A 10,046-nucleotide genomic window follows, 5' to 3' on the forward strand; every position below is an offset into this window, starting at 1 on the left:
GTAGGCTTATCATAAGAGTAACCGAACGGAATACGCCCGCCATTCCATACACCATTAGAGGCACGGTTAATCATGGTTGCTGTTACACGTTCTGAGGTCATGTTACGCTCAAGCTCTGCAAATACTAGGATGATCTTCAGCATGGCTTCTCCGATAGCTGTACTGGTGTCAAATTGCTCGTTTTTAGACACGAACGTGACACCGAGATCCTTCAATTCTGCATACATATTCGCAAAGTCCAGAAGGTTCCTAGAGATTCGGTCGATCTTCCAAACAAGTAAGTGAGTAAAAAGCCCTTGCCGGATCTGGGACATCATTTTCTGATATGCCGGACGGTCGGTATTCTTTCCGGAATATCCAGCATCCTCAAAAATCACAAAGTCATCTGTATTCAGGATATACTTGCAGTAAGAAGTAAGATCCTGTTTCATCATTGGCAATGAATCTTTATCTATCTGGTAGACCGTGGAAACACGGACGTAAATCGCCACCCGGATAGGCGTTTCTGAGCCCGATCCGGGCATCTTAAAGTTTTTCTTCATAATTCCTCCATCAAAAAGAAATAGCCCCTCCACGGGGCTATACTTAGTTCACATACGGCATGTATTTATTCAGTGCCGCCCATACTACATTTTTGTCATCACGGCTTGCGACCTGGTAACAAGCCAGTAGCCGTTGCAATTCCTGAACTTGCTCCTGGCGTTCTTTTTCTTCCTGAGTTTCAGTGCTGCTCATAAGTACACCTCCAGATATTTTATTTACAGTTGTTCCGAGATCCTGGAAAGATACCGGATCTGAAAGCTCTCTTATCCTGGAAAGAGAAACAGTTTTTGCGTGTCCGAAAGAGACGTTAATATCGCTGGTAAGAACTGGATAAAATTCCCAATTATCAGTATTTGTTACTGGAAGATCACAGAGAAAGCAGAAAATGTACATGTCCGAACATCGTTCCTTTTCACTCCAAGAATCTCCGGTAATATGATGATGTCTATCTGCAATATCAAAAACAATCCGTTTGTTTTCAGAAATGGCACCACTTTCTGGATGCTTGCATGTGATCTTAGCTGATGATTTTATCTCAAAAGAAAAAGAGCCTGATACAAGATCACATTTTCCCCAGTGGCTACGCCGCTGCTCTATACCAAGAGCTTTCATCACAAGGAACTCCGCTAAGGCGCCACGTACAGAAGAATCAATAGAGTACGATGCGTACCATTCCCAGAAGTCAACAGTAGAAAACCCAGAAGGGGAACCAAGGGTGCGAAAGTCCAACCAGCGGTCCATATTTTCAGTATGCAGCTTATCGGATAATAAATTGGATATATTACCGATGCAGTTTTTCTTTGAATCCATTTTCATCTTCCTCGCTATGTATTAAGTGTCATGGTAATGATTTCTTCGCCATGTAAAATATGGTAATGATATTATCCCCTTTTACGGTCTGCGTACTTTTCTGGAATAACCATATGGGTACGAAGAAAGTCTTTGCACATTTTCTGCTTATCATCTGGAATATGAGTGATAATGTCGATCCATTCAGGATCCAGACAGGAAACCTCAGTATAAAGCTTTCTCCCGTATACCAGATAATCCAGAGATACGTCCAAATGCTCCGCAAGCTGCATGACAGTATCAATCTTCGGAATGGATCCCTCTTTCCATTTTCCGGTGCTTCCGGTACTCATATGTAATTCTTTTAAAACAGTAGTCACTGTAGTGCCTTTTTCTGCACAAACAGCTCTCAGATTATCGTAGAACATAAAATCCTCCTAAAAATAAACTCACTAAAAGAGTGTTTATGGCATTGACAAACTCACTACAGTGAGCTATACTAACAAACATAAACAACAAAACATAATCAATTTAATAATTGAAAAAGCACTTCTATCATACCAACAAATGTTAGGTAAGTAAAGAAGGAAAAGGAGGGAACTCATGGAAAAAAAGCTGTCTGCGTGGTGCAAAAACGCCAAGATCGAAATGATTAACCGTGATCTTAAAACCACAACATTAGCTAAGGAGCTGGATATGAACCGAAGCTATGTCAGTTCGATCTTGAACGGGCGTGTCTACAGTGCTCCGGCAGTCAAAAAGATTTCTGATTACCTGGGGATCGCTGACAGTGACACCACAACTGTATGATTAAATAGTAACTCACGGAGGGACGTTAGAACATGGAGAAAGAATGTATGAATTGCGGTGGAAGTATCTACTTTCAGTGTAGAAAAGAAGCTGCAAAATACAATGATAGGCTGAGTAGCCGTGAGGGAGCTTCCGAGATGCTGAATGTATCTGTATCAAGCCTGAGCAATTATGAGTTGGGACTGACACCAGTACCGACCGATGTTGTTGTAAGAATGGCTGACCTTTACGGAGCACCGGAACTGGAGGCTTGCTATTGCAAAAATGATTGCCCTATTGGAAAGAGGCAGAACATCGCAACAAAGATCCGGGGGATTGAGCAGATTACTTGTAGTCTCCTGAATCATGCAGACGATGATCGGTTACACAGTATTAAGAAAGGACTTCTCAGAATTGCCAGTGATGGAAAGCTGGATCATGGAGAAGAGGAAGAGCTGAAAAAGATAGTAGCATGCCTGAGCGATTTTGCGGATGACGTGATGGAACTCAGGATGTATTTGAAAAAGCATGGAGGTACACCGGATGGAACTAATTGAGAAATTAAAAAAACAGCTGTCCGAGGAGTACGGGATCCATAGCGACCAGGAACTCATGGACGCTATAGCACATCAGAAACCTATTGACATTGGAGTATTCGTGAAGGAGGTAAACGGAATTGAGAAAGCTAGTTAAAGTATCGGCTATGCTTGCGATTGCGGCGATCATGCAGATCGGAGGATGTAAGCTGGCATATGCCGAGAGAGGATATAAGGCGATCGGGAGTGAAAGACTGATTTTTCCGGTAGTGCTCTTTCTTGAATATAAGGCTTTCTGCGAGCCGGGAGAATCCTTCTACGAAGATGAAGAGGAGGAGTACGATGCTTGATATTACAGCAGAAACAAAGAAAGTCCGTGAGGACATGGAAAAGCAAGGATATGTGCTGACCGAGGAAGAGTATCAGATCATCCTGGAGTACACGATCAGAAAGAGTGATCGGTGCGGAAAGGGCAGGGATTATGTACCGCTGCTTCTGGAGGATGAAATTAAGAATTACTACTTTCGCAACACGGTAACAGCCATCTCACTTATAAATATGGCAGTAGCCTAAAGGAGGAAAACATGGGACAGATGACAGCAGATCAGTACCTGGATCAGATCCAGAACCAGTTAATGAAAACCCTGACTGAGAAAAAAGACGCTATGCCGCCTGGATTCAATCAGCAGAGATTCGCTCTGAACTGTATCACAGTGATCCGGGACATGATGAAGGATTACAAGAAAAGAGAACAGCTCCAGACGGTTGATATCAATTCAATCGTGCTCTGTATGATAAAAGGAGCGTACCTGGGGTTAGATTTCCTGAACGGGGAGTGCTATGCGATCCCGTATAAGGGCGAAATGACATTCCAGACCGACTACAAAGGCGAAATTAAGGTTTGCAAGCGGTTCAGTGATGATCCGATCAAAGATATTTATGCAAAAGTAGTCCGTGAAGGAGATGTCTACGATGAAGGAGTGGAGGCAGGCGTTCAGAAGTTGAGCTTTAAGCCAGTTCCATTCTCAAACAAAGATATCATCGGAGCGTTTGCAGTAGTCATGTATGCGGATGGAACCATCAAATACGACAGTATGAGCGTGGAAGAGATCAGACATACAAAAGACGTCTATTCAAAAGCTGCGAATAGCCAGGCGTGGAAAGAATCATTTGGAGAAATGTGCAAGAAAACAGTCATCCGCAGGCTGAGCAAACTGATTGATCTGAATCTGGACAAAGTGGAGCTGATTAAGGCTTATGAAGAGGGATCCGGATTTGAGTTTGAGAATCAGCAGATCTCCGGAGGATCCACCAGACAGCCAGCACAGCTTCCAGGATCGGACAATGTGGTTGATGCCTTTGCACCAGGGCAGACAGCCGGACAGAAAACGATTGAACAGAAGCCGCAGCCGGCAGTAACACCACAGGACTTCCGAAAAGCACCAGAGAGAGTACCGATCCCGGCAGAAGAAGCACCACAGAGCATGCCGGATGAAGGCTTTATGATGCCGGAGGATTTTCCGGATAACGAGTTACCATTCAAGTAAGTAAATGGAGGATATGGGAATGAATGAATTACAAGTAAAAGTACAGCAGACACCAGGAACAGTAACATGGAATTATGAAGATCTGAAAAAGGCGATCACGAACGCTCTGGAAGTATACAAGACCACGGAGTACGATGATTCAAACATCGGTCAGGCAAAGAAAGACAGAGCAATGTTAAACAATCTTTCTAAGTCTGTAAACGCCAGAAAGATCGAGATCAAGAAAAAGTGTTTGGAACCATATGAACTGATTGAAACCCAGGCAAAAGAGCTGATGGCGATTATCCAGGAACCGATTGCAGTTATTGATGAACGCCTGACAGAGTATGAAACTGCCAGAAGAAAAAAGGCAAGAGCTGTGATCCTGGAATATATGCAGAAAGCATTTGAAGGGATCGAACAGCAGATTGCAGATAAAGCCAAGAACGCTCTTTATGATGACCGCTGGGAAAATGCGACAGCTAAGAAATCAGAATGGCAGGCTGCCATTGATGCCAGGGCGGATGCAATCAGGTCAGATCTGCAGGTTTTGGCTGGCATCGAGGAGAAATTCAGATCTTACGCCATGGATGCGTACAGACCGAACCTGAGACTTGCGGATGCAATGCAGAAAGTCCAGGAACTGAGAGCACAGGAAGCAGCCATCCTGAAAAGACAGCAGGAAGAGGAAGAAAGAAAGAGACGTGAGGAAGAGGAACGCCGCAGACGTCAGGAGGAGCTTGCGAAACGTGAAGCAGAACTTGCAGCTCAGAATCAGCAGGAGGAGGCTACTCAGACATCCGGATATCCGGAAAGACCGCAATCGGACATCGGAAGGACGATTGACAACATCGAAAGAGAGGCATTTGCCCGTGCGACAGCATCAACTCCGATCCAGGAACCAATCGTTGAGCTGGCACCGGAACCAGTTCAGGATCCGGAAATTCCTTTTGATCCGAAACCGAGCCAGACGATCAGAATCACGGGATCCCCGGAGGATTACCAGAAGGTAATTGAGTACATTAAGGCAATGGGAATTGACTACGAGGAGGTATAATTCATGGGCTTTCAGCTAACATCGGAGAATTATTACTCCGACATAGCCAATTATGAGTACATGTCAGTTTCTCAGTTCAAAGATTTTGCCGGAACATACGGAAAACTGGGATGTGAAGAGTGTGCGCTGGCTAAGATTCGTGGGAAATATAAAGAACCGGATCGAACAGCACTCCTGGAAGGAAGCTACGTGGATTCCTTCTATGAGGGTACTCTGGATAAATTCAAAGAAGAACATGCAGAGTTGTTCAGACAGGACGGAGAATTAAAAGCAAATTTCATAAAGGCAGAAAAGGCGATTGCAAGAAGTTTGAGAGATCCGCTTTTCCAGGAATACATGTCTGGAGAAAAACAGGTCATAATGACCGGAGAGCTGTTTGGATCCAAGTGGAAGATCAAAATGGACAGCTACCATCCGGGCAGAGCGATTGTGGATCTGAAATACATGCAGTCACTCACAAAGTTCGGATATGTTCCGGACATCGGGTATCTGGATTTTGTCCGCTACTGGGGATATGACCTCCAGGGAGCTATTTACCAGGAGATCGTTTACCAGAACACCGGAAAGAGATTGCCGTTCTACATTGCCGGAATTTCCAAAGAAGAGGCAATGAACATCGAAGTGATCTACATACATGACAACTACCTGAAAGAGGCGATGAAGGTAATAGAAAGCCGGATGCCGAGGATCCTACAAGTGAAATATCACGGAGCGAAACCTGACCGATGCGAGCAGTGCATCTGGTGTAGAGACACCAAGGTGCTGACAAAGCCGATCGGGATCGGGGATCTGACAGCGAGTTTATAGTATGGAGGTGCAGGAGATGGCATGGATCACGGTGGATCAGAAGCTGATCGGAGGTAAATTAAGGGATTTTGCTAAGAGATCCGGAATCAGCCAGAATGAGGCAATCGGGATCCTGATTCGCCTCTGGCTGTGGGGAATTGACAATGCAGAAGAGAGTGGACGGATTGTAGCTGCCGAACATGAGGACATCGAGGAAGCGATCCGTCCGGGATTCCTGGAGATTGACCGGAGTACAATTTCAAATATCGTTGACAATTTGATTGAGTGCGGATGGATCGACCAAGAGAATGGCTCCTTATATCTGCATGACTGGACGGACTGGAGAAGTTACTATACGTCATATGAGCAGAAGAAAGCGAAACATGCGGAACGGATGCGAGATTATAGAGCCGGAAAGAAAAAGAGCCAGGATCCGGAACCGGAGAAAAAGCCGGAAGGATCCGGAAAGACGAAACGTAATGAGTATGCAGTAGCTTTTGAAGAGTTCTGGAAGGTCTACCCGAGAAAAGTGGATAAAGGAAACGCTTATAAGAAGTACCAGGCAAGATTGAATGACGGATATTCGGATGCGGAGTTGCTGACAGCTGCAACCAATTATGCGAACCAGTGCCAGAGAGACAAGACAGAGACAAAGTTCATAAAGCATCCAAAGACGTTCCTGAGCGATACAATGCCATTTACGGACTTCCTGGATAATAGAACCCAGGAGCCAGCGAAAACGTTCAGGAAAGGCGAAAATCCGTTCATGTAGACAGAAGGAGGATAACTGGAAATGGAAGTTGGAGGCATGTTGCCCTCTCATAGTCAGGAAGAGATAAGCCCGATCAAAGAGGGAGATTACGTTGGAGAAGATGGTCTGATCCGATGCGGAGTATGCGGCAAACGGAAACAGTTCAAAATTGAGATCTCAGGATTCAAGAAGATTGTGCCTTGCATTTGCAAGTGCAGATCTGACGAGATCGAAAAGGAAAAGCAGAAAGATGAACACGAACAGCGGATGCACGCTATTAACCGCCTGAAAGATGCTTCCATGATGGCAAGTAAGTTCCGGGATGCGGATTTCTCTGGATATAAGGTCAGGGAGGAGAACCAGGAAGCATACAAACTGGCACTAAATTACGTGAAGAAATTCCGTGAAATGAAGGAAAAGAACCAGGGACTGTTGTTATACGGTCCGGTCGGAACCGGAAAGAGCTTCACTGCCGCTTGTATTGCAAACGCCCTGATGGAGCAAAACATCACAGTGATTATGACATCATTCGTGAAGATCCTCCAGGACATCGGAACCGGAGACGAAGCGAGCTACATACAGATTCTAAACAGTGCATCATTGCTTATCATTGATGATCTGGGAGCTGAGCGAAATACAGATTATGCCCTGGAAAAGGTATACAACGTCATTGACAGCCGGATCCGGACAGATAAGCCGATGATCCTGACAACGAACCTGGAGTTGTCGGAAATGCTTCAGACTACAGATATCCGCTACAGAAGAGTTTATGACCGGATCTTTGAAACATGTTATCCGGTTGAAATGCCGGGGAAATCCTTCCGGCAGATAGAAGCAGCACAGCGATTCAATGACATGAAAGAATTATTACAGTGAGGTAGAGAATGGGAAAGTTAGGAGAGAATATCAAGCGGATCAGGGAAGGGATGGGGCTGTCTCAGAGGCAGTTCGGGGAACTGATCGGAAAGAGTGATAGCCAGATCTGGAGCTATGAAAACGATAGAACAGACATCCTGGCATCAACACTTTATAAAATTGCGGCGGTAGCCAATGTAGATTTTAATAATCTGATGGCTGGCATTATCCCGGAGAAAGAACCGGAGAAAGAGCCAGATCCGGAGTGGGATGCAGAGCTGAGGATCTATAACATGGAGGATCGCCTGACAGTGATTAAGATCCTGGCGAAAAACGGGTACGATGTGGGACAGAATAAACGCCTGAAGGGGAAAGGAAACTCTCTGGATTATTTCGTACATGCAAAAGATCTTGCAACCAACGCTGACACATCGAAATAGGAGGTGGACATGGAAGTAAGATTTACAGTACCTGGAGAACCGACCGGGAAAGGCAGACCGCAGACAAAGGTAATGTACAGTGCGAAAGGGTTCACTGATAAGAAAACAGGAAAAACCAGGAATACATTAGTGAACAACGTTACACCAAAGAAAACAGTCATATATGAGAACCTGGTACGCACGGAGTACAGTGCTGCATACCCGGAATTTAAGTTTCCTGATGGTACGATGCTGGATATGCGGATCATGGCGTATTATTCCATACCAAAGTCTGCATCTAAAAAGAAAAAGGCATCCATGCTGGCAAATGAGATCAGACCGACAAAGAAGCCGGACATGGATAATGTAGTTAAGATCATAGCGGATTCACTGAATCAGGTGGCATACCGTGATGATACACAGATCGTAGATTGCCAGTGCCGGAAGTTCTACTCCGAGACACCAAGAGTAGAGGTAATCATACGATCTATTGAGCAAAATAGGCAGGAAGGAGCGAGATAATGAACAATTACGAAGAAATGAGGATTGAAAGCGATGTATTCGCCACAGCCAGAGAGAATTTTGATTTGCTGATGCAGAGGCTTTTCAAGAGCATGGAGAAGAATAACTCCGATGAAGGTAGCATCACTCTGAAAGTGGATCTGCAAATGAGCCAGGACTGGGTTCCGGATGGAAAAGGAGGATCTATTGAGATTAACAAGCCAGTAATCAAACATAAGGTTTCCATTGCGGTTCCGGTAAAAGATTCCATGGATGGCAAGAAAGACGCCGGAATGAACCTTGTATGGGATGAAGATCTAAAACGGTATGTCCTGAAATACATCAATGAGGGAGGACAGCAGAGCCTTTTCGATCCGGATTATGAAGAGAACCTGAAAGCTGGAGCAGATCTGGACGAAAGTACAATGCTTCCTGGTCCATCAAACGCACTTCCGGAGGATAACGGAGTAATTGATGCGGAATTTAAGGAAGTGGATCAGTCCGAGGAAGCCGAAAATCAGGCAGATACGCCAGCTAATGAAGAAATTACCGATCAGGAGGAAACAAACGCTCCTGGAGGCGATACGGAAGCTACAGACAGCACGGATGACAACGGAGATTATGAGTATGAAGATCCAGAGGAGGGTATGCCGGAATGAGAAGAGAGAAAGCACCGGACAAATTCTCGCAGTGCCGAAAGTGCGGAGCACGGATCATATTCGTGAGAATGAAATCCGGAAAGAGCATGCCAGTCAACCCAAACTTCGTAAACTTCCGGAGAGATGGTGGTAAGGACAGAATTGTCCTTGCCAACGGAGAAGTAACATCTGGAACTATCGTAACCGATCCTGGTGAAGCCCAGGGGTTCGGTTATGTATCACATTTTGCAACATGCGAATACGCACAGACATTCAGGAGGAAATGATAATGTATTTGAAAGATATGGTAGGCAAATTAGCAATCAGAACAGCGGAGGCGTTCAATCCTGAACCATTCCCACCAGTACACTTAAATATCGGCTTTCCAGCGTTTTCGCCTAAACCTGGATCCACACGGAAATACATGGACGAGCCGGTAAAGATTATCAACGTAAAAGAAGATCAGGTTGTCATAGAAGAACACGGAGAAAGAAAGCTTCTGGAGAGAAGGTACATTGACAATCACTGGATTGATTATGACAAGTTTCTGCATCCAGAGAAGGAAGAACAGGAAAAGTTAGAGGATATGGCGAAAGAGATCAAAGCGGCTGCAGAGCCTCTCAGGAGATTTTTGGAGAAGTATTATGATCCGACGGTTGAGGTTGTTGTTGATACTGGAGTGGTTACAGTGAAAAGAGGAGAGTACATGACGATCTTTCAGAAAGAGGAGGTGCCAGAAGAAAATGAATGATTTTACAATCAGACGTGTGACGGATCCGAAAGAAGGTCCGATTGACGGAGTGAGTGCAGAGACTGTGGGAGTATATACAAAGTTCAGAGGAAAAGGTCTATTCCA

General features: G+C 45.0%; 18 protein-coding genes. 15 read left to right on the plus strand and 3 right to left on the minus strand.

Annotated elements, in window-relative coordinates; all coding sequences use genetic code 11:
• The 3 genes from WMO25_RS09450 to WMO25_RS09460 all read right to left on the minus strand — a co-directional run.
• Nucleotides 1–542: recombinase family protein (locus WMO25_RS09450; protein ID WP_349085112.1), on the minus strand; the 542-nt coding region annotated here is incomplete at its 3' end.
• A 43-nt stretch (nucleotides 543–585) separates the two neighbouring features.
• Entirely contained in the window at nucleotides 586–1,353 is a 768-nt protein-coding gene (locus tag WMO25_RS09455) for a hypothetical protein (protein WP_270222907.1), read from the minus strand.
• Nucleotides 1,354–1,424: 71 nt separating this feature from the next.
• A complete protein-coding gene (locus WMO25_RS09460) occupies nucleotides 1,425–1,760 on the minus strand; it encodes a helix-turn-helix domain-containing protein (protein WP_118110351.1) in 336 nt (111 codons plus the stop codon).
• A 175-nt stretch (nucleotides 1,761–1,935) separates the two neighbouring features.
• Between WMO25_RS09460 and WMO25_RS09465 the strand changes: the two genes are divergently transcribed.
• From WMO25_RS09465 to WMO25_RS09535, 15 genes are read left to right on the plus strand one after another with little or no spacing between them, the layout of a single operon-like run.
• Nucleotides 1,936–2,142 (plus strand): helix-turn-helix domain-containing protein, encoded by a 207-nt coding sequence (locus tag WMO25_RS09465; RefSeq protein ID WP_117636172.1) that lies wholly within the window; start codon nucleotides 1,936–1,938, stop codon nucleotides 2,140–2,142.
• A 32-nt stretch (nucleotides 2,143–2,174) separates the two neighbouring features.
• Nucleotides 2,175–2,678, plus strand: coding sequence for a helix-turn-helix domain-containing protein (locus WMO25_RS09470; RefSeq protein ID WP_349085113.1), 504 nt, complete (start codon nucleotides 2,175–2,177; stop codon nucleotides 2,676–2,678).
• Complete coding sequence (locus WMO25_RS09475) at nucleotides 2,665–2,814, plus strand: hypothetical protein (RefSeq protein WP_181974006.1); 150 nt, start codon at nucleotides 2,665–2,667, stop codon at nucleotides 2,812–2,814. The genes WMO25_RS09470 and WMO25_RS09475 overlap by 14 nt, the downstream gene beginning before the upstream one ends.
• A complete protein-coding gene (locus tag WMO25_RS09480; RefSeq protein WP_117636170.1) occupies nucleotides 2,798–3,007 on the plus strand; it encodes a hypothetical protein in 210 nt (69 codons plus the stop codon). Before WMO25_RS09475 ends, WMO25_RS09480 begins: the two co-directional genes overlap by 17 nt.
• Nucleotides 3,000–3,230, plus strand: a complete 231-nt coding sequence (locus WMO25_RS09485; RefSeq protein ID WP_349085114.1) for a hypothetical protein — start codon at nucleotides 3,000–3,002, stop codon at nucleotides 3,228–3,230. The genes WMO25_RS09480 and WMO25_RS09485 overlap by 8 nt, the downstream gene beginning before the upstream one ends.
• Nucleotides 3,231–3,241: 11 nt before the next feature.
• On the plus strand, nucleotides 3,242–4,204 hold the full coding sequence (locus WMO25_RS09490; protein ID WP_349085115.1) for a RecT family recombinase: 963 nt from the start codon (nucleotides 3,242–3,244) through the stop codon (nucleotides 4,202–4,204).
• Between the two features lie 19 nt (nucleotides 4,205–4,223).
• A complete protein-coding gene (locus WMO25_RS09495) occupies nucleotides 4,224–5,240 on the plus strand; it encodes a DUF1351 domain-containing protein (RefSeq protein ID WP_349085116.1) in 1,017 nt (338 codons plus the stop codon).
• A 3-nt stretch (nucleotides 5,241–5,243) separates the two neighbouring features.
• Nucleotides 5,244–6,047: a PD-(D/E)XK nuclease-like domain-containing protein gene (locus WMO25_RS09500; protein WP_349085117.1), complete on the plus strand. Its 804-nt coding sequence runs from the start codon at nucleotides 5,244–5,246 to the stop codon at nucleotides 6,045–6,047.
• Between the two features lie 16 nt (nucleotides 6,048–6,063).
• Nucleotides 6,064–6,798 (plus strand): LvrA C-terminal domain-related protein, encoded by a 735-nt coding sequence (locus WMO25_RS09505; RefSeq protein ID WP_349085118.1) that lies wholly within the window; start codon nucleotides 6,064–6,066, stop codon nucleotides 6,796–6,798.
• A 21-nt stretch (nucleotides 6,799–6,819) separates the two neighbouring features.
• Nucleotides 6,820–7,653: an ATP-binding protein gene (locus tag WMO25_RS09510; RefSeq protein WP_349085119.1), complete on the plus strand. Its 834-nt coding sequence runs from the start codon at nucleotides 6,820–6,822 to the stop codon at nucleotides 7,651–7,653.
• Between the two features lie 8 nt (nucleotides 7,654–7,661).
• Nucleotides 7,662–8,072: a helix-turn-helix domain-containing protein gene (locus tag WMO25_RS09515; RefSeq protein WP_349085120.1), complete on the plus strand. Its 411-nt coding sequence runs from the start codon at nucleotides 7,662–7,664 to the stop codon at nucleotides 8,070–8,072.
• 9 nt (nucleotides 8,073–8,081) lie between these two features.
• Nucleotides 8,082–8,573 (plus strand): RusA family crossover junction endodeoxyribonuclease, encoded by a 492-nt coding sequence (locus WMO25_RS09520; protein WP_349085121.1) that lies wholly within the window; start codon nucleotides 8,082–8,084, stop codon nucleotides 8,571–8,573.
• Complete coding sequence (locus WMO25_RS09525) at nucleotides 8,573–9,211, plus strand: hypothetical protein (RefSeq protein WP_349085122.1); 639 nt, start codon at nucleotides 8,573–8,575, stop codon at nucleotides 9,209–9,211. The genes WMO25_RS09520 and WMO25_RS09525 overlap by 1 nt, the downstream gene beginning before the upstream one ends.
• The gene (locus WMO25_RS09530; RefSeq protein ID WP_195659661.1) at nucleotides 9,208–9,477 is read left to right on the plus strand and encodes a hypothetical protein; all 270 of its coding nucleotides are present in this window, start codon (nucleotides 9,208–9,210) and stop codon (nucleotides 9,475–9,477) included. Before WMO25_RS09525 ends, WMO25_RS09530 begins: the two co-directional genes overlap by 4 nt.
• A 2-nt stretch (nucleotides 9,478–9,479) precedes the next feature.
• Nucleotides 9,480–9,941, plus strand: a complete 462-nt coding sequence (locus WMO25_RS09535) for a hypothetical protein (protein WP_349085123.1) — start codon at nucleotides 9,480–9,482, stop codon at nucleotides 9,939–9,941.
• The last annotated feature ends 105 nt before the right edge of the window (nucleotides 9,942–10,046 follow it).

The sequence above is a fragment of the Coprococcus intestinihominis genome, assembly GCF_040096555.1.
In the GTDB taxonomy this organism is placed as follows: domain Bacteria; phylum Bacillota; class Clostridia; order Lachnospirales; family Lachnospiraceae; genus Coprococcus_A; species Coprococcus_A intestinihominis.

Bases quoted from the DNA above. Each gene is read 5' to 3' on its own strand.
- WMO25_RS09455 (WP_270222907.1), bottom strand. From the start codon at position 1,353: ATGGATTCAAAGAAAAACTGCATCGGTAATATATCCAATTTATTATCC.
- WMO25_RS09460 (WP_118110351.1), bottom strand. From the start codon at position 1,760: ATGTTCTACGATAATCTGAGAGCTGTTTGTGCAGAAAAAGGCACTACA.
- WMO25_RS09465 (WP_117636172.1), top strand. From the start codon at position 1,936: ATGGAAAAAAAGCTGTCTGCGTGGTGCAAAAACGCCAAGATCGAAATG.
- WMO25_RS09470 (WP_349085113.1), top strand. From the start codon at position 2,175: ATGGAGAAAGAATGTATGAATTGCGGTGGAAGTATCTACTTTCAGTGT.
- WMO25_RS09475 (WP_181974006.1), top strand. From the start codon at position 2,665: ATGGAACTAATTGAGAAATTAAAAAAACAGCTGTCCGAGGAGTACGGG.
- WMO25_RS09485 (WP_349085114.1), top strand. From the start codon at position 3,000: ATGCTTGATATTACAGCAGAAACAAAGAAAGTCCGTGAGGACATGGAA.
- WMO25_RS09490 (WP_349085115.1), top strand. From the start codon at position 3,242: ATGGGACAGATGACAGCAGATCAGTACCTGGATCAGATCCAGAACCAG.
- WMO25_RS09495 (WP_349085116.1), top strand. From the start codon at position 4,224: ATGAATGAATTACAAGTAAAAGTACAGCAGACACCAGGAACAGTAACA.
- WMO25_RS09500 (WP_349085117.1), top strand. From the start codon at position 5,244: ATGGGCTTTCAGCTAACATCGGAGAATTATTACTCCGACATAGCCAAT.
- WMO25_RS09505 (WP_349085118.1), top strand. From the start codon at position 6,064: ATGGCATGGATCACGGTGGATCAGAAGCTGATCGGAGGTAAATTAAGG.
- WMO25_RS09510 (WP_349085119.1), top strand. From the start codon at position 6,820: ATGGAAGTTGGAGGCATGTTGCCCTCTCATAGTCAGGAAGAGATAAGC.
- WMO25_RS09515 (WP_349085120.1), top strand. From the start codon at position 7,662: ATGGGAAAGTTAGGAGAGAATATCAAGCGGATCAGGGAAGGGATGGGG.
- WMO25_RS09520 (WP_349085121.1), top strand. From the start codon at position 8,082: ATGGAAGTAAGATTTACAGTACCTGGAGAACCGACCGGGAAAGGCAGA.
- WMO25_RS09525 (WP_349085122.1), top strand. From the start codon at position 8,573: ATGAACAATTACGAAGAAATGAGGATTGAAAGCGATGTATTCGCCACA.
- WMO25_RS09530 (WP_195659661.1), top strand. From the start codon at position 9,208: ATGAGAAGAGAGAAAGCACCGGACAAATTCTCGCAGTGCCGAAAGTGC.
- WMO25_RS09535 (WP_349085123.1), top strand. From the start codon at position 9,480: ATGTATTTGAAAGATATGGTAGGCAAATTAGCAATCAGAACAGCGGAG.